Origin of the sequence: Paenibacillus sp. FSL K6-1558 (genome assembly GCF_038002565.1) — a bacterium.
GTDB lineage: Bacteria > Bacillota > Bacilli > Paenibacillales > Paenibacillaceae > Paenibacillus > Paenibacillus polysaccharolyticus.
In genome coordinates this window covers 217,515-240,085 of the sequence record NZ_JBBOCV010000001.1, presented here as the reverse complement: position 1 = coordinate 240,085, position 22,571 = coordinate 217,515, and the positions used below count along the sequence as shown (strand labels likewise).

Genomic DNA, 22,571 nt, shown 5'->3' with positions numbered 1-22,571 from the left:
AACGCTGTATTCGATTCTCACACAACGTATGTAAGCTCCTTCCCCGTATTATAAAGCATGCATCCGAGTCAGATTTACTTTAAATTTGAATAATTATTGAATAGAATCGAATCAATATCATCCGTTTTGCTTCGCTCAAGTCGTAGCTCGTTCAATCAAACGGTATTCCAGTGATGTCGCCTTATGTTCCTCGTTCCCCAGCACTCTCCACAAATGATAAAAAGCCTGTTTCGCTTGCTCCGCAATTGGATTATGAATGGTTGTCAGCTCAAGCACACGTGACAATTCAATATCATCAAATCCAACAATAGCCAGCTGATCTGGAACCTGTATGTTCTGTCTGCGCGCTTCACTCATGATGCCTATTGCAGCATAGTCGTTGGAACACAGCACCGCTTGCGGTAGCTCTCCTCCGTTGGCCATACGTCGTAAGGCCGTTTCTCCGTCTGATGAAGTAAATACGGAATACTGATATGCTTCACGCCACACGGGAAGTCCTTGGCTCGTCATGAATGTCTCATATGCTTCGCGGCGGCTTTTCGTATTCAGACTATTACTACGGCCAAACACATTCGCAATACGTGTGTAGCCTTTCGATACCAAATGTTCCAGCGCCAGTCTATACCCTTGTGCCTGATCCATTGCAATCGAAGGAATCTCGTCGTTCCCCATGCGTTGCCAGGACACCATCGGTCCATATTGCAGATATGTTTTCAATTCCCCCGGATCATTCACACAAGTCACGATTAACAAACCATCCACACGTTTACTCCGCAAATCCTCGAATGCCTGTAGCTCAATTTGTTTATCACTGCGCGACATATATACAATCGTCTGGAATCCGTAGTCCATCGCGGTATCCATAAATTGGTTAATGAAGGTCAAACTCAGTTCATCAATCATCGCAGTGACAATCCCGATCTGTTTCGTCTGCCCTGTAGACAGAGAAACTGCATTCCGGTTAGGTATGTAGTCCAGCTCATTCATAATTTCTGTAATAATGCGTCTTGCTTCATCACTGACGTGTGGTGAACGGTTAATGACCCGGGATACCGTAGCCCTCGAATAACCGGAACGTTTCATAATTTCATCAAATTTGGACATCCCGATGCTCCTTTCCTGCGAATAAACGCCAAATATAGTATGCCTCATCTGCTCTGTAAAAGTAAAACTTGACGTGTAACCCGTTACAACGTGTAAGCTTTTTTTGAGAGAAAATACTAATGTGAACTCAGCACGTTCACCATGAATTCAATGAATGGAGCGATCTATATGAGTAAATCTTCGAATCATACGTATTCATTTCCTGAAAACTTTCTGTGGGGCGGTGCCATTGCGGCGAACCAGGCTGAAGGTGCATACAATCTAGGCGGCAAAGGTTTGTCCACTCAAGACGTTGCTCCCCGGGGTGTCATGGGTTCGATTACGGAAGAGCCAACGGACGACAATATGAAACTGATCGGTATCGACATGTACCACCGTTATAAGGAAGACGTGAAGCTGTTTGCCGAGATGGGTTTCAAAGTGTTCCGTACTTCTATCGCATGGTCTCGCATTTTCCCTAAAGGGGACGAGCTTGAGCCGAATGAAGAAGGCCTGCAATTTTATGATAATCTGTTTGATGAATGCCGCAAGTACGGTATTGAACCGTTGGTCACGTTATCCCACTATGAGACACCTCTGCACCTTGCCAAAGAATATGATGGCTGGGTTAACCGTAAAATGATCGGCTTCTATGAGCGCTATGCAACAACTGTTTTCAATCGATATAAAAACAAAGTCAAATACTGGCTTACCTTCAACGAGATCAACTCTATTCTTGAATTCCCGTTCATGAGTGGTGGGATCTACACACCCAAAGAAAAGCTAAACAAGCAAGATCTGTATCAAGCGATCCACCACGAACTGGTGGCAAGTGCATCTGCTGTGAAGCTGTGCCATGAGATCATCCCTGATGCTCAGATCGGATGTATGATTTTAAGTATGCCGACGTATCCACTAACTCCGAACCCCGATGATGTCATCAAGGTGATGGAGTACGAACATAGCAACTATTTCTTCGGTGATATGCATGTGCGTGGACGTTACCCTGGATACATGAAACGTTACTTCCGTGAAAAGGGCATTGAGATTCATATGGAAGACGGCGATCAGGAGATGTTGCTTAACACCGTTGATTTCATCTCTTTCAGCTATTACATGAGCACATGTCAGACAGCCGATCCTGCCAAACAAGTGGCTGGTGAAGGAAATCTGATCGGAGGAATCCCTAACCCGTATTTGCCTGCAAGTGAGTGGGGCTGGCAGATTGATCCACAAGGACTGCGCTATGTGTTGAATATGTTTTATGATCGTTACCAGAAACCGCTGTTTATCGTGGAAAATGGTCTTGGTGCAGTCGACGAGTTAATCACGGGTCCGGATGGCGAGAAAACAGTGAATGATGATTACCGAATCCAGTATTTGAATGACCATCTCGTTCAAGTCGGTGAAGCATTGGAAGATGGCGTAGACATTATGGGATACACTTCTTGGGGTTGTATTGATGTCGTGAGCGCCTCCACTGCGCAACTGAAAAAACGTTACGGTTTCATCTATGTAGACCGTCACGATGATGGTTCAGGTACGCTCGAGCGTTATCGTAAGAAATCCTTCCACTGGTACAAAGATGTTATTGCCAGCAATGGGAATAGCCTGAAGCGTTAAGCTTCAAGATTTAAACTTCAAGACATAAACTTCAAGGCGTAAATTTCAGGTTTCACTTCAAAACGTAAACTAGTTAAACCCTTCTTTCGGCAGCATGATGTCAGCAAAGCCATAGCATCCAAGCTTGGCATGCTGACTGTTCTGCCGAGGAGGGTCTTTTTTCATATCGCGCTACTCCATATTAATCTCCTTGATCACTCTTGCGGGATTCCCGCCTACAATCATATTACCCTGCACATCTTTCGTAACTACCGCTCCCGATGCAATAACCACGTTATCTCCGATGGAAACTCCTGGATTAATAATTGCTCTACCGCCAATCCATACATTGTTACCAATGGTTACAGGTTTACCGAATTCCGCTCCGGTACTGCGCTCATGTGGGTTAAGCGGATGAGTTGCTGTATAGATATGTACATCTGGTCCCAACAAACAGTTCTCTCCGATTCGAACTTCGCATACATCCAGAATCGTACAGTTAAAATTGGCATAAAAATGATTGCCTACGTGGATGTTATACCCATAATCGACATGGATATTCGGTTCCATGCTTAGATGCTCAGCTGTCGATCCGAATAGTTCCTTTAACAGCTTTTGGCGTGTCTCCTGTTCGATCTCCGTCGTTTGATTAAATAGACGTGTCTTCTTCCGTGCACTCTCTCTGTCTCGGGATAACTCGGCATCATTAGCCATATACAGTTCCCCGTCCATCATCTTCTGTTTCTCTGATTTGATCGTCATGTAAATCTCCTTTGTGCAGATCATATATGTGAAGTCTTTGGAAATAAGTAGCGACGTTTAGCTAAGCTCGGCTACTTATGCTTATACTTTTTAAAACTATTTTAATTATATGAGTTCATGATCAAAAATCAAGCCTCTTTTGTATTTTCGGCCTACGGACTCCGTCCATTAAATGACGAAAAAACCTCTGTACTTCCGCAAAAATGCTGGAAACACAGAGGTTCTATTTGAGTTGCAATTATGAATCATTGTATCCTCATGCGATCGCATGAGCATGTTTTTCTTTCATACTAATTGCGAGAACTGCAGTACCAAGTCCAACACATACCAGGATAGAGCCGACCCAACCGGTGTTCATAATGGAAGAGTGATCAATAACCAGACCGCCGATATACGTTCCCAGGGCGATCCCCGCATGGGCTATACCTGAGTTCGTGCTAATTAGAATTTCAGATGTCTCAGGCGAAGTCTTAATAATCAGACTATTTTGTACGGGTGTAACCGTCCAGCTTAGAGCACCCCAGATACTTAACAGTAGCAGAAAAGCAATCAAAGGCAGTCCCGTGCTGAGAGGAATCACAGCCATACTGATCATGAACGGGACTAACACGATAATAATGGCTTTAGCAGGATGAAGCCGATCGGATAACATGCCCCCCATGCCTCCTCCTGCTACAGCAGCGAGTCCAAACATCATATAGATTAACGTGATTGCTGTTGAACTCGCACCGATGGTTTCCTGTAGAAACGGGGTGAAATAAGCATATAATGTTAAATGCCCAGCCAGTACGAGCAGTGTAGTTGTATGAATCGCCAGCATTTTCGGATTCCAAAGTGCCTTTAACTGATTTTTCAAACTCACGGCAGGAGCAGGTTGTACACGATCCATCGCAAGGCCAATCGCCACCATGACTAGCACGGTAAGAACCGCAATCAGCATAAATACTTCACGCCATCCAAGCGCATTACCAATAAAGATGCCAATCGGTACGCCAAGGATCAGAGATGCACTTCCTCCCATCGTTATTGTACCCACCGCACGTCCTTTATACTCCGGCTTAACGATGCGGGAAGCTAACGTCAGAGATAATACAAAAATAAGCGAACCTGTTGCGGCTCCAAGCATGCGCCCTGCCATTAACATATAAAAGTTCACACTAAACGCTGAGATCAGATTACTGATCAGAAATACAAATAACGTAACCATGTATACCTTCTTACGCTCAAATCGGGCTGTCATATTGAGTAGTATGGGTGCGGATATCGCATAGACCAATGAAAAGATTGAAATTAAATAACCAGCTTTCGCCAGAGACAGATGGAGATCCGTTGCAATCAGATCCAATATGCCTCCCAATATCAGTTCAACCGTTCCGACCACAAAGGCTGCAATGGCTAAAACATATACCTTTTTGTTCATATCATAAAATCCCCCTAACAAGTTACAACTACGATAGTAACCTAATAAAATGAAAAGTTCAATGGATATTTTTAATTTATTTTCAGATTGTTTTTCATTTTATTTACAAAAAGATAAAAAAACAAAAAAAGACTATTCTTCGAAAGAATAGTCTTCTAATAGATCAATCTCGTAAGCAAACGTTCAATTTCTTCGTCCTGCAACAGTTGCTCCCCGTATTTTTTGGTGATCTGTGTCAGAGCCACATCGTGATAGAAATAATCCGTCATCGCTTTAACAATCGGTTTGGACATGGTCTTGATCGCTTTCCACGATTCATTTTCCAATCCGGCGAACAGCAGATAGGCATGATCTACAATAAGCAATTGTGATGGCTCTGGCGCATCAAGTAGCGGAATTAGTGAGTATTTTCGGGTTAGGGTGCTTTCCAGACCACCAACCGCGAGCACTTCTACATACACACCCTGTCTCTCCTTCTGCTCCAACAAACCACGGTATCTCTCCAACCGCTCATTCCAGGCCAGAAAAAGAATCGATGAATCTGCCTCTTCAATCAGCTGTTCTATGTTTGAAGCAATGGATGACTCATCCTTTAACGTCCAAATATGCTCATCCGTGAACGTACGCTTGATTTTATATTGTTTCAAGGATTCTATATCTTTGTCGAAATCAAGCTTGATTTTGTGAATCACCGTTTGCAGATCCACCGCCATGTACAGTTTTTTCTTGCCATCCATCGTTGTCAGCACGATGCCTTTATCGATCATTCGATTAAGCACTTCATAAATTTTAGCCTTGGGTACATTCGAGGCGCTTACAATCGTCGTCGCATCCAGCGGTTCATCCTGCGCAAGTATAGCTTCATAGACCTGACTTTCATATTGAGTAAAACCGAATTTTTGCAACATGTTTTGTCCAGAACGTCCCTTCGTTCTTGTTGTAGTTGAACTAAAATGGTTTACACGAAACACTCCGATGACAGAATAACCTTGAGGGTAGCTGTTATCCCCAAATTTTTTTGATTCCTTTTATAAAAGGGAAAATTCGGTGATAAGCGTATGCTTCCGATGTAGCTTTCTTGCAGAAAGCTTTTAGGCGAACGCTTCGCTTTTCCAGGTTTTTTCTGTCCTCTCCGTTACTGTGTAAAAGAATAGTTCAACTTGTATCTAGTTTAGAGACAAGTTCAGCACCTGTCCAGTTTCATGGTGTCTGTTCAAATAAAATGAGTTAAGCCTGGTTATATTAAGCTTGAATTACCCATTCCCTGTTTTGGAAAGGAGCATGAATCCGAATGGAAAGTACACAAGAATTTGTGAAAAAGGTCAATGAAAATGCCGAAAAAGCACGTCACAACAAAAACAATGGTAAAGGTACGCCCGGTGATAAATTGCCGAACAAACAACACTCCACGAACAAATAAGTCCACGATTAATATGCTTCGTCTAAATTTTTGAACCAAGTATAACAGCCTCAAAGCAGACAAAATATGGTGCCTTCTCTTATCGAGGCACTGTTTTTTTATTAGATCTCATATTTTCAGCCCTAGCAATATCGATTTCACACTTTATCACTAGATCATATTATTATATAATTCGAATTTCATTGTTCTCCAGCTTTGTTGTTCTATTGCTGAAACTTATTATACAATGAAACGTAATATTTACCTGTTGATTTTCGAGAAAAATAAGGATTAATTCTGATAACAAATGAGGGAGTTCATGAAAAAACAATTTATGGTTCTGGGTCTTGGACGATTTGGTTCAAGTTTGACACGCACTCTAATTAAAAACGGACATGAAGTGCTTGCCGTTGACAAGAATGAAACTCTGGTACAAGAAATCTCGTCGATAGCAACTCACGTGGTACAGGCTGATTGTACGGACAAGTCAGTCCTTCAAGAGCTTGGAGCAAGTAACTTTTCACATGCTATTGTAGCCATTGGTGAAGATCTTCAAGCCAGCATACTAGCTACACTCTTACTTAAAGAGCTTAATGTTCCCAAAGTTACAGCAAAAGCGAAGAACGAAAACCATGGTAGTGTGCTCAGCAAGATTGGCGCTGACCAGATCGTTTACCCGGAACGTGACATGGCAACCAGATTGGGAAATCAACTGAGTTCTGACAACATGATTGATTCGATTGAATTATCTCCTGATTACAATTTGGTTGAATTAAAGGCTCCGGCGAGTATGCATCAGCAAACATTACTGGAGCTCAATATTCGAGCTAATTACGGTTGCACGATCATCGCTATTAAAACGGGGGAGGAGATCAATATCTCTCCCCTTGCAGAGGATCAGATACAGATGGGAGACACGCTTTTGTTGATTGGAAGTAATGATAATATTCGGAGCCTGGAGCGTGATTATGAACGGAGCTAATAACAATAACATAAAATCTTCAGTACTAACCAAACTTGAAAACATTGTTAATATCCTGAAAAATAAGACAAGTCCTCCACAGCTTATTATGATGATTTTCTTTGCACTCATCTGGGTAGGTGCTATATTGCTGGCATTACCGATTTCCTCCAAAAGCGGTAACTCTGTAGGTTTGCTTGATGCTTTATTCACAGCTACCTCGGCAATATGTGTTAATGGATTGGTTGTCCTGGATACAGGGAGTGTTTTTTCTACGTTCGGCCAAGTAATCATTATGATACTAATTCAAGTGGGTGGGCTCGGTTTTATGACCTTGGGTGTGATGGTCGCCATCATACTTGGTAAACGAATCGGTTTAAAGCAACGGCTTCTTATTCAACAAGCGGCCAACGCTTCCTCCGCCCAAGGACTTGTGAAACTTTCATTGTATATCGTTCTGATTGCCTTTGCTTTTGAAGCACTTGCCACCTTGATTTTAACCTTACGCTGGCAAAGTGAATTAGGGCTGGGTCAAGGTTTCTATTATGCATTGTTCCATTCAGTATCTGCATTCAATAATGCAGGGTTCTCTTTGTGGCCGGATAGTCTATCTCCGTTTGTCGGTGACCCGATCGTTAATATAACAATTATCCTCCTCTTTATCATGGGAGGGTTGGGTTACATGGTCGTAGTCGATATTTTCCGTAAACGATCTTGGCGTAAGCTGTCATTACATTCCAAAATTGTTTTGGTGGGTAGCTCCTCGTTATATGTCATAGGTTTCATTATTATTTTTTTGCTAGAGAACTGGAACCCTGCCACATTCTCCAACTTATCATGGGGTGAACGTGTCTGGGCTGCTTTATTTCAAGGCACTGCACCTCGAAGCTCTGGATTTAATACCATTGATATCGGGAGCATGCTTGCAACTTCACAGTTCTTTATCATCATCCTCATGTTTATCGGCGCGTCCTCTGGCGGGACCGGTGGAGGAATCAAAATCAACACCTTCGTCGTTCTTGTATTAGCAACGATTCAAACCTTTCGAGGTGGTGGACAAGTTCATGCCTTTGAGCGGCGAATCGCAGGAGAAACTGTAATGAGGGCTCTCGCGGTTGTTATGAGTTCGTTAGCATTTGTATTAGGTATTTCGATACTGTTATCCATCACGGAGGGAATACTAGAAAATCACTTCCTCGATGTTCTGTTTGAAGCAACCTCTGCCTTTAGTACGACTGGGCTTTCAATGGGATTAACCAGTGAATTAAGCGTGCCAGGTAAACTGATCGTGATCTTCACCATGTTTGCAGGTCGATTGGGGCCATTAACGCTTGCATTTGCTTTGGCACAGAAAAAACATAAGTCCAAAATCGGTTATGCCGAAGACCATGTACTCATTGGTTAAGGTAATGAAAAGGTCTTACCCCGCCAGCATGAACTCTGTTATTGAGCAGAATTCATGCTGGCGTTTGAATATATACGCGCATGTGTGAAGCTATGTGTATGTTCTTAAACCTATGTATGATTATAGTGTATCACCATGCATAGTTTATTAGTGCTTGCCCCAGAATTATCGTAACCATGCAGCTGATCCGCTTTGAAACGAATCGAATCTCCCTGTCTTAACTTGTATTCTTCTTCGCCTACTCTGATCGTAAGCTCCCCTTCATACATCGTGATGAATTCCTCAGCCCCGTCAATATGCGGTTCAGCAGTCAACGATGCCTGTTCATCCATCTCCATCATGTACATTTCAAACCGGCGCCCCTCTTCCAAAGAAAAATGAGGATAGATTCGGATTCTTCCCTCATCTTCTCGCATGACTTTGATGTCTTCCCTCATGAGAACGGTTGTATCCGACTTCGCTTCATGAATTAATTCACTGAATGAAATTTTTAACCCGTTTGCAATTTTCCAAACCGTTGCAATCGAAGGATTAGACTCCCCGCGTTCAATCTGACCCAGCATCGTCTTGCTAATGCCCGACAGATCTGCGACCTTGTCCAGACTAAGTTTTCTTTGCTCTCTGATTTGCTTCAAGTTGTGAGCCAAAACCAAATTAATATTTTCCATCCAAAATACACCTCTCTCCTCGCGCCCTCTTGTGCACTATATAGCACATATTGTACAATTAAAACATACATACGTTATAACGACCATATAGTTCATTATAACATACAATATATACCCATAAGGAGAGCATATGGATATTTTATCTTTAGTAACGTACGCAATGATTTCTTCTTTTACACCCGGTCCCAACAATATCATCTCCATGACCCGTGCGAGGGAGCATGGATTCAAGAGCACGTTTCCTTTTATTCGTGGAGTCGCTGCCGGATGCCTTCTAATCATGATGTTATCCAGTTATTTCAACCTTGCTCTATATCAATACATTCCGGCCATCACCCCGGTCCTCAATGTACTCGGCTGTATTTACTTGCTCTATCTGGCTTTCAAAATCATGAGGAGCACATCTTCCAAGAGTGAGTCTGAGCACCATTCGAAAAAGACCCGTTATTCATTTTGGTTCGGATTCAGCCTTCAACTGATTAATCCGAAGGTTATTCTATACGCGCTTACAGCTTTATCCGTGTTTGTCCTGCCCCACGCGCAGTCACATCATCAACTCTTAGGGTATTCGTTACTGCTCACCCTGATTGGAATAATTGCGAATCTGACATGGGCATTGGGTGGACGTTTATTTCAACGGTTCCTGTTAAAATATGAACGCCCTTTTTATATCGTTATGGGTCTTTTATTGATCTGGACCGCGGTTTCGTTGATCACATAAAACTAAAACAAAAGCGTCCACTCATCTAATGAGCGAACGCTAGCTTTGTTTAAAAACGTTACTCCTGATTCCTTCTCCACCATGACCGAGTAGCATGAGCTACATTACTCAACGCAACCGTCTCGCCTATGACCGGTGTAATGACAGATACATTCAAGGCTCGTGCGGCACGAGTTACCCGTTCAGCTGGTTCGTTCCAGGCATGATAGGCGAGGGTGAATGCCCCCCAATGAATCGGAATCAATACATTTCCGCCCACATCCAGATGGGCTTGTACCGTTTCTTCAGGCATCATATGAATGTTGGACCAGCGTTCGTCATATTGCCCGCATTCCATCAAGGTCAGATCAAACGGTCCATACTTGCTTCCAATCTCCTTGAAGTGTGGACCGTAACCGCTGTCTCCACTGAAAAACACTTTCGTTTCCTGCCCAACAATAACCCATGAGCACCATAACGTCGAATCCCGATCAAATAATCCTCTGCCTGAGAAGTGACGAGCAGATGCACAAGCGAATGTTAAACCCTTGAAGGAGAATTCATCACCCCATTGATGCTCCGTAATCTGGCCAGCTGGCACTCCCCATTTGATTAAGCGTTTGCGTACACCAAGAGGAACGATAAAACGATTGGTCTTGCTTTTTAATTTTCGAATAGAAGAAGCATCAAGGTGATCATAATGATCATGAGAGATCACAATCGCATCCAAAGTAGGAAAGTTTTCAGGCTGCATAGGCAGATCCTTGCGGAAACGTTTCGTTCCAACCCACGACACGGGTGACGGCCTGTCACCCAACATGGGGTCAAAGAGTAGTCTGTGACCTTCGATTTCGAGCAGAAAAGCCGAATGTCCAAACCACGTCACCTGTGAATGTTCAGACACCCCCTCTGTTGTAGCAGGTTGATAGTGTTCCATAGGTATATTCCCTGACGGCCTCCGTTCTACATGTCTGCGCATGGAATCTCTCAATATACTTGTGAGTGACTTGATGCTCATTCCGGCGGTCGTTGGAATCTGATTTTCGTATTTCGTCATATTTCACCCTTCTGTTCTCCATACTCCATGGCTAGTCTTGTGGAGAAATGCTAATCTTACTTCATCTTAATTCAACGCTTGCCGATATTCAATTTTGTATGAACCAGAGGAACTACGATGCCGTTAAGCTAGAATTAAGATACTGTTTCCACTCGTATAAGACTGGGCTTATATGATATAGAAAAAACAAGAGAGAGTGTGAGCTATCATGAGCAAAAAATGGCGTAAAAGACTTGTTAAATTTCTGATATTCGACCTGTCACTGATTATTATTCTATTAAGTACCGGATTGATCTATCAGCAGATCAGTTCTTCACAAGATGAAAAAACATTTACACCTCCGGGAAAACTGTATGAAGTACATGGAGATAAAATGCACCTGTATACAGGGGGAAAAGGTGATGTGACCGTCGTTCTTGCCTCAGGTTGGGGAACAGCCGATCCTTATGTAGACTATTATCCTTTGTATGAAAAGCTTGCCCCTAACACGAAATTCGCTGTATACGACCGCTTCGGTTATGGATACAGTGACAGAACCGATAAGAAACGGGATGTAGACACGGTAGCGGACGAATTGCATGAACTGCTACAGGTTTCTGGCCAAAAACCTCCTTACGTGCTCGTTGCTCACTCCCTTGGCTCGTTAGAGACTCTTCGATTCGCGCAAAAGTATCCTGACTTGGTTAAAGGTATTGTGATGATTGACGGCGGAAGTCCTGAATTCTACGAAACGGACCAGGATAACCCGGCTGACACACTTGCTGGTTTTGCGAATCAATTCCGTATCAAATCCGGACTTTTCCGGCTAAGTATGCAAGTCCCGGCGGTCGTTGATGCTTCTAATGCCAATCGCAATGAGCTAAAGCTGGTACCAGAGGATTTGAGAAAAGTAGATAAAACGGCGCTGCTTCTGAACTATAGCAATGCCAACACGATTGATGAGTTACGTAAAATGAAGGAGAATGCCAAAGTCGTTCTAGATCATAAGCAGCCTTTTCCATTCCCTCTCACGATTCTGACCGCAGATTACTTTGGCAAGCCGGAACCGGATTGGGTGAAGACACAGAGTGAATTCAAATCCTGGTCAACGTTGTCCAAACAAATTACTGTCAAAGATACGGAGCATTACATTCATCAATACCACCCGGACATTGTAGCTGATGAAATCCTTCAGATTGTTAAGAAATAATTAATCCGGTGGAATATCAGTAATCATCCGAAAAGGTAGTTCCGGAAAGTAAACAAAAGAGCGATGTTCCCTTACATTAGGGAACATCGCTCTTTTCAAATGATTCATTTCATTTTAGTGCATCGGACTCTGTTGCTTGTCAGCCGAGCCAACCTTCACTCTTCTTACAAATAAAGCAATGACAAAACCAACAAGAGCCAAAATCAACGCAAAGACAAATGCATTCTGTACACCAGATGTGAATCCTGCAAGGATATTTTCCGGACTTTGCGGATTCTCTACACTGCTCAGAAACCGCGTCTGTCCAGCACTCAAAATACTTACGGCAACAGCTGTACCAATCGCACCGGATACCTGTTGAAGTGTGTTCATAATCGCCGTACCGTGAGGGTAAAACTCACGCGGCAACTGATTCAATCCGTTCGTCTGCGCAGGCATCATCACCATTGAAATACCAATCATCATGAACACATGCAACATAATAATCTGGATCAGAGGTGTTGTTGCTTCGATACCTGTGTACAGGAACAAGACCACCGCAACGACCGACATCCCGATAATAACGAGCCATCTTGGACCAAACTTATCAAACAATCGTCCCATCACCGGAGACAAAAATCCATTCAGCAAACTACCTGGCAATAAAACGAGTCCGGCAGTAAGTGGTGTAACAGCCATTCCCTGCTGTAAATACATCGGCAAGATCAGCATGGACGACAGAATCATCATCATACAGATGAAGACTAGAAGCAGTCCCGTCGTAAACATCGGATATCTGAACGCTCTTAGATTCATCACTGGCTCTTTCATACTTAATTGACGGATACTGAACAAGAGCAATGCAACGATACCAATGGCCAACGTGGCAATAACAACCGGGCTGGTCCAGCCTCCGCCAGATTCACCATGTCCACCTGCACTACTGAAGCCATAAACGATGCCACCAAAGCCAAGAGTGGACAGAACAATCGACAACACATCAATCTTAGGCTTGGTCAACTTGGAAATGTTCGGCAGGAACAACAACCCACATACCAAGGAGATTAGGAAGAACGGCAAAGAAATCCAGAAAATCCAGTGCCAGCTCAAGTTAGCCAGAATCAGTCCTGAAATACTCGGGCCGCTTGCTGGTGCAAACATAATAACGAGACCAATCAAACCCATCGCCGCTCCACGCTTTTCAATAGGGAAGATCACCAGTATCGTATTAAACATTAACGGGAGCAACAGTGCCGTTCCCACCGCTTGTAACACGCGGGCTACGAGCAAAATTTCGAAGCTGGGTGCCAGTGCAGCAACCAAAGTTCCTGCAATCGAGAAAATAAGTGACGTTGTAAACAGCTGTCTGGTCGTAAACCATTGCAATAACAATCCTGAAACTGGTACCAGAACACCTAGGACGAGCAGGTATCCTGTAGTTAACCATTGAATCGTAGTTGGTCCAACCTCAAGCAGACCCATTAGTGGTGTCAAAGCGACATTCAAAGCCGTTTCACCAAACAAACCGATAAACCCGCTCAGTAGCATGGCAAACAAAATCGGAAATACCTTATATTGCTGTGTTTCTTGCTGGTCTTTTGCTGTACCAGCCTTCATGGAAGCCTCCACGATCCCATCCTCCTCAAACATATCCTGCGATTTCTATTTTCTCTTTCTCTTGGTACAACTATTGATGCTGCTGGACATTCTTCGCTACAACTGACAAATAATCCGCAGCCGTCAGCATCGGCTGTTTATCCTGATTGGTCAGCGTAATGATCAAAGCGCCTTCCATCAGAGAAATTACGAGCATTGCCGTCTCACGAGCCTTCTCTTCACTAATACCGTCCAACATGAGATGCCTTGCGATAATATCCTGCCACCCTGCAAATACGTTCTGTGAAGCCGTACGCAGCTGTTGACTGATACAGGAAGTCTCTACAGCAGCCCAGAAGCTGAATGGCAGAAAACCCGTATAACCACAGGCTTCGGCTTCATTCGCTGTTTCATAAATGAATTGCCGAATGCCTTCTGCAGTCGTCTCATGGGCTGCAAAAATTTCCTCGAACCTTTGCAAGATATGGGCATTGGCTGATTGAATGCATTCGAGAGCCAGCTCTTCTTTCCCCTTAGGAAAATAATGATATAACGAACCTTTCGGTGTGTTACTCTCCTTAATGATCTGATTCAGACCGGTCGCATGATACCCTTGTGAAAAAAAAAGTCTCGCTGCTGTGCCAACAATAAGATCTCTGGCATTCGACTTTTCACTCAAAGAAAGCCACTTCCTTCAATAAATTATAACAATCGGTCTATATAATTAAAGTCGCTCGCGGGCAACATGTCAATGCTTTTATTTTAAATTTCACGAAAAAATAACACTTCCCTACTATATAGAGACATAAGTAAAACCGTCAGCCTTATCGACATGTAATCGAGAATCAGCTGGCGGTTTCACTTCCTATTGTTACGCTTTATTTACAATCCCAAGTTTCAAGATTTAACTCATTATTAATACTAACTGCGGTTAACGCTCCTAACGATGCTGCCGTGATCGCCTGATACAGTTCAGATGCGGCATCTCCAGCACTAAACACACCAGAGACAGATGTTCTTCCCTGTGAATCAACGACGATGGTTCCTGTCTCCGTCATCTCACAACCGATGATTCGGGGCAAATCTGAACCCGTCTGAAGCTTGGGCTGGAAGAAGATGCCCGTACAAGGAATCCATGTTCCATCACTCAGTTCAACTGCGCTTACCATTCCATCCTCCGATCTGATCGATTGAATAGGAGCTTCGTAAACCTGCACCCCATGACGTGAAAGTTCTTGCTTCTGTTCTGCTTCCAAAAGATTGGTATCCTGGATGCACAGCGTAAATTGACTTGTCCAGCCAGAGATTAGTTTAGCCATATGTAATGCGTGGTTGGCGCTGGTAATGATGACAAGCTCCCGATTCCTGAGTTCCCATCCATCACAGTACGGGCAGACAAATGCGCTTTTTCCGTAGACTTCAGATAAACCTGTAATCTCCAAAGGTAAATCTCTTTTACCAACAGCAAATAAAACCTTTTTCGCGTCATACTGCTTTCCCTCGACTGTTTGAACAACAAAATCGCCGTCATTTCCAGTGATTTCTGTTACCGTATCTGATGCAAATTGCACCGAAGGATACGCAGCGATCTCTTCTTTTGCAATTCTGCGGAATTCCTGTGGACTCACGCCATCTCTAGTTAAAAAGCCGTGTGTCTCTCGGGTAACCCAATTACGAGGTTTCTGATCATCAATAACAAGCACCTGTTTTCGGGCTCTCCCGAGTACCAGTGAAGCGTTAAGTCCAGCAGGCCCTCCCCCCACGATTACGACATCAAATGCATTACGATCTTCATTCATATATAACATCCTTTCCAGACATTTAATATCTCTAATAGTAACAAAAAAAATATTCTCTCTCTTCTGCACACTTGGTACTTAAGAAGCAAAGACATGTGAAATATCTAATAGCGTCCCTTCTAACAGATAGTGGAATCCAGACTTTATGTCTCTTGAACAAGACCATTAGAGATATCTTATATCTACAATACAGTTATTATTTCGTATTTGCAATATCTTTGTTTCATTTCTACAATTAAACGATGACAATCTTTCGAAAATACGCGCGTAGCACAGAACTGTTGTTTTAACAATTAAAAAAGTTCTTGTTTTTAAATTGTTCACAATCAAATGACATTATTATAAATACTAGAATGTAATTTAAATCACAACGCGAATTGAATGATATAATGGACACATATTATATTAAGTACAAACAATAGGAAGTGAGTATTTGAAAACATTAAATAATGAATCACAAGCCAATATCAGCCTGGAGTACAGCTCGATTCCAAAAGTATTTTTAGATACGATCAAAATTGGAATCATCAAGTCCAACTTGATCGCCATGTTTGCAGGTTTAAGTTTAGCTTTATATGTATTTGATGCATCTATCGTTGCTAATATTGTTCCGATTTTACTTTCATTTCTCGGTTCTTCATTAATCATCGGAGCAGCTGGGGTGTTCAACAATCTGTATGACCGTGACATTGATGCGATTATGGAACGTACGAAGAAACGTCCTACCGTCACAGGGCGGGTCGATACCAAGTCTGGTCTGATTCTAGGGTTTACGATTACGTTGATTGGTGCGATTATGCTGTACATTGCATCTCCATCGGCCGCTTTTTTTGGCCTTCTTGGTTTGTTCCTTTACGTCATTCCATATACGATGTGGACCAAACGTACAACGATTTACAACACTGAGGTAGGTAGTCTGTCAGGTGCTGTTCCTCCGCTGATTGGATGGGCAGCCATCTCTCCGGAACTTGGACACTTTGAAATCTGGGCACTGGTCGTAACGATGTTACTATGGCAAATGCCCCATTTCTACGGTATCGCTATTCGTCGCTTCGATGAATACAAGGCGGCAGGCGTTCCGATGTTGCCTGTGGTAAAAGGGATTGGACGTACTTATGTACAAACAAACGTTTATCTGGTATTGCTGTTGCTTTCCAGCTTCCTGTTCTGGCCAATGAGCCCGTTTGTTGCCATCGTGGCTTTTCTGGTAAGTCTGGCTTGGCTTATTCTTAGTGTGGCTACGTTTGACAAGAAAGAAACCAAAAAATGGTCACAGCGTATGTTTATTTTTTCCATTAACCATATCACTATCATTTTCTTGGTTATCATTGCGTATTCCTTGATTGCTTAAAGAAAATAAGACAATAGACATTTCTACCGGGCTTTATTAAAAGTGAAGAAACCGTACAGATCCTACGCCTGCATTCAGGCATGATCTGTACGGTTTTTTGTCATTTTTTTATAACATCTGAATTATCACATTGCTGCTCTATCCGTTTCGTTAAAACCTATACTACCCTGCCTTCACTGGCACCTGCTCTCCCTGCCATAGCAACTGCATTTCTTCATTGCTTTCAAGTAAATCGGCCAGGTTTCCTTCAGCTTCAATACGACCATCTTTCATAACGATAATGTGATCTGCCTTGGTAAGAGCGGCCTTGCGGTGAGATACGGCAATACATGTGACATCTCTCTCTTTAAAGAGTCCGTCCCATACCAGCTGCTCTGTTTCCACATCAAGCGCACTGGACAGATCATCAAAGATAAACAGATCTGCCTCGGTCATCAGCATTCGCGCTGTTGCTGATCGCTGAATCTGACCTCCGGATAACATAACACCTCTTGGTCCTACAGGTGTTTCCAATCCTTGATCCAATTGTCTGATGTCTTTATCCAAAACAGCCAGTCGAATGGCTTTGTCCAGCGCTTGATCTACATTCCCCTGTTTACCTTGAACGATATTTTCTCTGAGCGTGTCACTGAACAGCCTTGGAACTTGAGGCGTATATGCAGCTCTAGGTGGCATAAGAAATGTTGCCGGATCTACGTGCTCTCCATTCCAGAGAATTTCACCCTGTTGCTTGGGCAGAAGTCCAAGCAGTGTACGAACCAGTGTTGATTTACCAGAACCGATGCGTCCTGTAATGACAAGAAATTGTCCCTGTTTCAGCTTGAAGTTGATGTCTTGTATACCGTTTGAGGATTGCTCATAGCGGTAGCTAAGACCATTCACTTCAAGTTCACGCAATTTCTCCTTCGGATTTCTTGCTTCGTTTACTGGCTCTGGCGGCTCTTCATTAAGATAGATTTCCCGTTTCTCCATAATCCGATCCTCTTCACCTGGACGAAAAAGTGTTCGCATCCGATCATAAGACACTTTGAGTCTTTTATGCTGGAATACCATGTATCCGAAAAGTGAAATGCTGAACCCGATATTAACGAGATAACTCGTAAATAAAGCAAAATCACCCACCGTAAAGTGACCCGCCTTCATTTCGGCAGCACACATTAACAAAATAAGCCCGGTACATATACTTAGTACATGCTGATTAAGTGACTTCATCCATTGCTTGAACAGATTGTCTCTTAAGGCAGCCTGGCGCCGTTCTTCATTCAGCCGGTTGAACCGTGTGGAGACATGTTCTTCTGCCTGACCCAGCTTCAGTGCCTGCACAGCCCCAAACGTCTCGGCAATAAAACTGGTAATGCGACCTGTGGCTTCACGATTAACCTGTGCATACTTTCTTGCACGATTACCTGAGAGATTATTCAGAAGCGTTACCACCAAAAGCGGTAAAACAGCAACAAGTGTAATCTTCCAGTTAATGTTGGCCATGATCGCAATGGATACCACTGCAAAAACCAATCGACCCCAAAAATCCACCCATGATTCGATATATTCAACCACTTCATCGACGTCATCCCGGAAACGACTCATCGCTTCACCCGGAGATGCAGGAAGATTCCTTCCCGGCCAGCGCATAATGCCAGCCAGCATATTCGTCCGCAAAATGGCCTGAATATGATACATATAGGTCACCCAAGCATGGAATGCGACAAAGAACGTGCCTACACGGGTCAAGCGGAACAACGCGATAACAATGAGCGGTACAGCAAGCCACATATAGTCAGCCCTTCCTGTTGACGTCCGGTCAAAGAACCACTGCATCCCAAGCCCCATTGCTAGGGGAAGCGAATGAAAGATACACCATAACAAACCGTTAATAAGAAACAAATAAGGCTTAAAGCGAAACAAGCGCCCTATAAATCCTGTTACATTCATGCCAGTTCCTCCTCTTGGCCCGTGACCAGAAGTCGTGCATAATGGGAGGACGGATTATTCGCAAGCTCCACTCTTGATCCGAATTCCAGCAGCTTGCCTCCACCAAGAACCATAATCTTATCCACCTTCTCCAGCGTGGCTAATCTATGCGCAATAATGATACCTGTTGATCGTTTCATTAATTCATCAATAGCAGATTGAAGTAAATTCTCGGTCGCTGCATCAAGCCGTGAAGAAGGCTCATCCAGTATGACCAGACTCGGCTCCGTTAGAAATACACGGGTCAAAGCAAAGAGCTGCGCTTCCCCTGCGGATAATGAAGCACCTCCTGCAGTTAGATGTGTATCCAAGCCTTCCGGCTGTGTATCAATCCAGTGATGTAACCCCAGTCGCTCTGTTGTTTGCTTAATCATGGCATCCGATACTTCTGAATTAAACAAAGTCAGATTGTCACGTAGCGTACCATCAAACAACTGCACATCCTGTGTCACCATCCCCACTCTGCGATACAGAGCCTGCATGGATAACTTCGTAATATCAGTTCCACCGATACGAATCGTGCCCTGATCCAGATTGTACAGACGTAGAAGAACACGGCTCAGACTTGATTTTCCACTTCCCGTTCGACCGATGATGCCTAGCCGTTCTCCCGGTTTCACCGCAAAGGTGATATCCTGAAGCACAGGTTTATCCTCATTGTAACTGAAATACACCTGATTAAACTCCAGTCCAAGCGGGCCATCAGGTAACCTCTCTTCGCTTCCGTCCTCAATCTCGCTTCGTAAAGACAATAATTCGCGTGAACGAAGCATACCTGATTTTGCCTTTTGAAACTCCTGTACCTGATCGCCAAGCAACTCGATAGGTTCATTCAACATCTGGCTGTATTGATAGATCAAAAACAAGGTTCCAATGCTGATCGCACCTTCGATATAGTAGTGCACACCCAGAAGCAAAACGACCGTAACGGATACAATAAACATGACCACCGTGGTGTTCCAAGGGATAACCCTGAGCATCCATGCCTTCCGGCCTTTGAGGAAAACGGTGCGCATCGTACGAAAGAATCGGTTCATCACATATGGTACGTGTCCATTCGCCTGCACGTCCTCAATACCGGCAATTCGTTCCTCAATCAAGCTGAACAAGGAAGCACTGGCGGCGCGCTCATTTTTGGAAGACTCCACTCCAAGATTGCGAATAATGACCATGAACAGAATAGATAATAACGTAAATACGGTCATAACCAGTGCGATTGGCACATTAATCGTAAACATGAATCCCAGAATACCTGCGAGCAGAACAAAACTGCCGATGACCTGTACGATAAACATAGCGAAGAAGTTCGAAATGCTCGTTACATCGCCATCCACGCGTTCAATCATCTCTCCAGGTGTTTTGACGTTATGAAAACGCATATCCAGCCTCAGGCAATGTTTCAGTAAATCTCCACGCATCCGGTTGGTTGCCCGCCAGGCTACATCGTTTCCTAAATAACTGACCGCGATCGTGATCAATTGATTGCTCACGGCAATGAGCAGGAAAAGCCCAGCAAGCTGTGCCAGATCACCCAGAATCCCGCCGCTTGCAGCCGTATCAATGAAACGTTGAATAATCTGTGGATTGAGAAGCTGCAGCCCTGTTGATGTTAACAACATGATCAGCAACACGGCCAGCTTTCCTTTCACCGGCTTTAAATATCGTAGCAGCCATGACATGGAGCGTTTTTCTGTTTTGGGCACCAGCCCCACCCCTTTAATTAAAAATTTCACTCGGATTTATACTTTTTCGCGCGCATAATTATCATTTGAATGTTGAATCTTCCAACTACACTTTTGATTACCTTCGCTATGACGAATCATGTATGAGCGTATTGTAATCAGCAAGGCCTCCCGAAGAAACACATTGTTTGCATGCATTAACCATAGTTTATTCTTCCTTTCTTATGGATATAGATCGAACTTAAGTAACAACTTGGAATCGATTTCAGTTCTTGCTTTTTTCCTTTCACTTTTACTCTTACTCATGCTCCTTTCCATGTGAACCGTCTGGTGGAATGAAAAAAAGCCATAGATGAACGAAGTTCATCTACAGCTTGATTGGATCGAAAAGCCAGCCAGAAAATGTGACATTTCAGCTTCTTCTCTAACATCGCAGTATGAATGAGCGTCCAGACAGGATTGCAGTAAGCTGGACTGTCCAAACATGGTCAATACTCTACCTGGATAATGTCACTATGCTCATGCATATTTAATTATTGGTTGAAGCACCTGCGCTGGCTGATCCATCATTGTTTATCCCACCCGTTCCACATATTTGTTGTTTATTGTATTCGCTCATTCTTTATACGTCAACATAATTATTAACTTAATTGTTATTTACTTCATCTGTTAGATTCCAATTTGTACAGATTCAGGTGTTTGCTTTTCTCTGCTGACAAGTCGCTTATGTGCTATCAGTAGAAAAGGAACCCCGAGTGCAGTCGTTATAGCAATGGGAATAAAGACGGCTAGTCCATTTCCCGCACCAAACTGGCTTAACAGCAACCCACCAATGACCGGAGCCGCAACATTTCCAATATTGTTGAAACCGATTGTACCAAAATACGTTCCTTTCCATTCAGGCTTTGCAATTCGGTCGATAAGCATATCCATCATGGTAAAGAGCAGCACTTCCCCTACTGTAAACAAGATGACACTGATCATCATCAGTACAATCCCTTCGGCTAGACCAAATAACAACAGACTTGCTGCAACAAGCAGATTCCCCAAAATAAGCGGTACAAGCGGCGGTGCATTCCGGAAAGTACGAACGAGTGGATACTGGATGATGAGCACGGTGATTGCGTTGAGTGAAAGCATATACGAGAACATCTGACTTCCATTTTCAAAGATTGGACTTCTCGCCAAATACTGCGCTAACGTAGAGCTGAAGTGGCCATAACCTAACACACAAAACGTCGTCCCAATCAGCACAGGCAAGAATACCCGATCCCGTCCGGTGGTCATGAGGGCTTCGCGCAGACGAGGTGCAATAACCTCTAGACGTCCGGGCAAATTGGCGTGATGCAGTTTAAATTGAAGTCCCAGAATCAGACCATACGCAATATAAACGAGCCCCGAGATCACAAAAGGAAACGTCGATTCCGATGATCCCAGCTGAAATCCGATAATTGGCCCGAACACAACCCCCAAGTTAATCGCTGCATATCTCAGATTAAACACTAGCAGTTTGTTCTGCGGTGAAGTTATGTCAGATAACAACGCTCTTGAGGTTGGCTCAAACACAGCCCGGCACAAACCGTTTAACGTGTTTGCAACAAAGAACACCCATAGATGTTCAGCTGCCGCAAAAATGAAAAATACAGCGGCCCAACTAAATACCGAGACGAGCATAACGATTTTGCGACCGATTCGATCAGAGATATATCCCCCGTAAAAGCTGACGAGCACTCCCGCCAGCGAGCTTACCGCAACCGTGATTCCCGTCTGGGTCGGCGTGGCTTCAAGCACACGTGTCAGATAGATGGACAGAAACGGAATGCTCATCGACGTTACGAGGCGCCCGAACATCGTCCCAATAATAATGGTCCAGGCCAGCGGGTGAATTTGCTTCAAAATATGCTTCATCTTTCATTCTCCTATCTTGCTGCGTTCTCTATCTATCCT

Annotated in this window: 19 protein-coding genes; 7 read left to right on the top strand and 12 right to left on the bottom strand. The window is 43.6% G+C overall.

What is annotated here, in order from left to right:
* Positions 1 to 135: 135 nt before the first annotated feature.
* Positions 136 to 1,104: a LacI family DNA-binding transcriptional regulator gene (locus tag MHI38_RS00935; protein ID WP_341180838.1), complete on the bottom strand. Its 969-nt coding sequence runs from the start codon at positions 1,102 to 1,104 to the stop codon at positions 136 to 138.
* A 168-nt stretch (positions 1,105 to 1,272) separates the two neighbouring features.
* Between MHI38_RS00935 and MHI38_RS00930 the strand changes: the two genes are divergently transcribed.
* Positions 1,273 to 2,706, top strand: a complete 1,434-nt coding sequence (locus MHI38_RS00930; RefSeq protein ID WP_341180837.1) for a glycoside hydrolase family 1 protein — start codon at positions 1,273 to 1,275, stop codon at positions 2,704 to 2,706.
* A gap of 171 nt (positions 2,707 to 2,877) precedes the next feature.
* On the opposite strand, the gene MHI38_RS00925 is transcribed toward MHI38_RS00930, so the two are convergent.
* The 3 genes from MHI38_RS00925 to MHI38_RS00915 all read right to left on the bottom strand — a co-directional run bounded on the left by MHI38_RS00925 (position 2,878) and on the right by MHI38_RS00915 (position 5,775).
* The gene (locus tag MHI38_RS00925; RefSeq protein WP_341180836.1) at positions 2,878 to 3,447 is read right to left on the bottom strand and encodes a sugar O-acetyltransferase; all 570 of its coding nucleotides are present in this window, start codon (positions 3,445 to 3,447) and stop codon (positions 2,878 to 2,880) included.
* A 256-nt stretch (positions 3,448 to 3,703) separates the two neighbouring features.
* Complete coding sequence (locus tag MHI38_RS00920; RefSeq protein ID WP_341180835.1) at positions 3,704 to 4,867, bottom strand: MFS transporter; 1,164 nt, start codon at positions 4,865 to 4,867, stop codon at positions 3,704 to 3,706.
* Positions 4,868 to 5,022: 155 nt separating this feature from the next.
* Positions 5,023 to 5,775 (bottom strand): helix-turn-helix domain-containing protein, encoded by a 753-nt coding sequence (locus MHI38_RS00915; RefSeq protein ID WP_154984131.1) that lies wholly within the window; start codon positions 5,773 to 5,775, stop codon positions 5,023 to 5,025.
* A gap of 383 nt (positions 5,776 to 6,158) precedes the next feature.
* Here MHI38_RS00915 and MHI38_RS00910 point away from each other — a divergent pair, with 383 nt between their 5' ends.
* The 3 genes from MHI38_RS00910 to MHI38_RS00900 all read left to right on the top strand — a co-directional run bounded on the left by MHI38_RS00910 (position 6,159) and on the right by MHI38_RS00900 (position 8,632).
* Positions 6,159 to 6,287 carry a DUF4023 family protein gene (locus tag MHI38_RS00910; protein ID WP_090924048.1) on the top strand — a complete coding sequence of 43 codons (129 nt, stop codon included), beginning with the start codon at positions 6,159 to 6,161 and terminating at the stop codon, positions 6,285 to 6,287.
* A 298-nt stretch (positions 6,288 to 6,585) separates the two neighbouring features.
* Complete coding sequence (locus MHI38_RS00905; protein WP_154889357.1) at positions 6,586 to 7,248, top strand: potassium channel family protein; 663 nt, start codon at positions 6,586 to 6,588, stop codon at positions 7,246 to 7,248.
* Positions 7,235 to 8,632: a TrkH family potassium uptake protein gene (locus MHI38_RS00900; protein WP_154984241.1), complete on the top strand. Its 1,398-nt coding sequence runs from the start codon at positions 7,235 to 7,237 to the stop codon at positions 8,630 to 8,632. Before MHI38_RS00905 ends, MHI38_RS00900 begins: the two co-directional genes overlap by 14 nt.
* A 110-nt stretch (positions 8,633 to 8,742) precedes the next feature.
* On the opposite strand, the gene MHI38_RS00895 is transcribed toward MHI38_RS00900, so the two are convergent.
* On the bottom strand, positions 8,743 to 9,300 hold the full coding sequence (locus tag MHI38_RS00895; protein ID WP_154984132.1) for a helix-turn-helix domain-containing protein: 558 nt from the start codon (positions 9,298 to 9,300) through the stop codon (positions 8,743 to 8,745).
* Between the two features lie 160 nt (positions 9,301 to 9,460).
* On the opposite strand from MHI38_RS00895, the gene MHI38_RS00890 reads away from it, so the two are divergent.
* Complete coding sequence (locus MHI38_RS00890; RefSeq protein ID WP_445667200.1) at positions 9,461 to 10,021, top strand: LysE family transporter; 561 nt, start codon at positions 9,461 to 9,463, stop codon at positions 10,019 to 10,021.
* 58 nt (positions 10,022 to 10,079) lie between these two features.
* On the opposite strand, the gene MHI38_RS00885 is transcribed toward MHI38_RS00890, so the two are convergent.
* Positions 10,080 to 11,057, bottom strand: a complete 978-nt coding sequence (locus MHI38_RS00885; RefSeq protein ID WP_154984134.1) for an MBL fold metallo-hydrolase — start codon at positions 11,055 to 11,057, stop codon at positions 10,080 to 10,082.
* A 208-nt stretch (positions 11,058 to 11,265) separates the two neighbouring features.
* Between MHI38_RS00885 and MHI38_RS00880 the strand changes: the two genes are divergently transcribed.
* Complete coding sequence (locus tag MHI38_RS00880; RefSeq protein WP_154984135.1) at positions 11,266 to 12,246, top strand: alpha/beta fold hydrolase; 981 nt, start codon at positions 11,266 to 11,268, stop codon at positions 12,244 to 12,246.
* A 114-nt stretch (positions 12,247 to 12,360) separates the two neighbouring features.
* Here the strand turns inward: MHI38_RS00880 and MHI38_RS00875 are convergent, their stop codons facing one another.
* The 3 genes from MHI38_RS00875 to MHI38_RS00865 all read right to left on the bottom strand — a co-directional run bounded on the left by MHI38_RS00875 (position 12,361) and on the right by MHI38_RS00865 (position 15,620).
* Complete coding sequence (locus MHI38_RS00875) at positions 12,361 to 13,842, bottom strand: DHA2 family efflux MFS transporter permease subunit (protein WP_154984242.1); 1,482 nt, start codon at positions 13,840 to 13,842, stop codon at positions 12,361 to 12,363.
* 70 nt (positions 13,843 to 13,912) lie between these two features.
* Entirely contained in the window at positions 13,913 to 14,500 is a 588-nt protein-coding gene (locus MHI38_RS00870; RefSeq protein ID WP_154889367.1) for a TetR/AcrR family transcriptional regulator, read from the bottom strand.
* A gap of 199 nt (positions 14,501 to 14,699) precedes the next feature.
* Positions 14,700 to 15,620, bottom strand: coding sequence for an FAD-dependent oxidoreductase (locus tag MHI38_RS00865; RefSeq protein WP_154984136.1), 921 nt, complete (start codon positions 15,618 to 15,620; stop codon positions 14,700 to 14,702).
* A gap of 433 nt (positions 15,621 to 16,053) precedes the next feature.
* On the opposite strand from MHI38_RS00865, the gene cyoE reads away from it, so the two are divergent.
* Positions 16,054 to 16,971 carry a heme o synthase gene (cyoE, locus tag MHI38_RS00860; RefSeq protein ID WP_253494804.1) on the top strand — a complete coding sequence of 306 codons (918 nt, stop codon included), beginning with the start codon at positions 16,054 to 16,056 and terminating at the stop codon, positions 16,969 to 16,971.
* A gap of 162 nt (positions 16,972 to 17,133) precedes the next feature.
* On the opposite strand, the gene MHI38_RS00855 is transcribed toward cyoE, so the two are convergent.
* The 3 genes from MHI38_RS00855 to MHI38_RS00845 all read right to left on the bottom strand — a co-directional run bounded on the left by MHI38_RS00855 (position 17,134) and on the right by MHI38_RS00845 (position 22,532).
* Entirely contained in the window at positions 17,134 to 18,903 is a 1,770-nt protein-coding gene (locus tag MHI38_RS00855; protein ID WP_341180834.1) for an ABC transporter ATP-binding protein, read from the bottom strand.
* Positions 18,900 to 20,645 (bottom strand): ABC transporter transmembrane domain-containing protein, encoded by a 1,746-nt coding sequence (locus MHI38_RS00850; RefSeq protein ID WP_154984138.1) that lies wholly within the window; start codon positions 20,643 to 20,645, stop codon positions 18,900 to 18,902. The genes MHI38_RS00855 and MHI38_RS00850 overlap by 4 nt, the downstream gene beginning before the upstream one ends.
* Positions 20,646 to 21,293: 648 nt before the next feature.
* On the bottom strand, positions 21,294 to 22,532 hold the full coding sequence (locus tag MHI38_RS00845; RefSeq protein WP_341180833.1) for an MDR family MFS transporter: 1,239 nt from the start codon (positions 22,530 to 22,532) through the stop codon (positions 21,294 to 21,296).
* Positions 22,533 to 22,571: the final 39 nt, after the last annotated feature.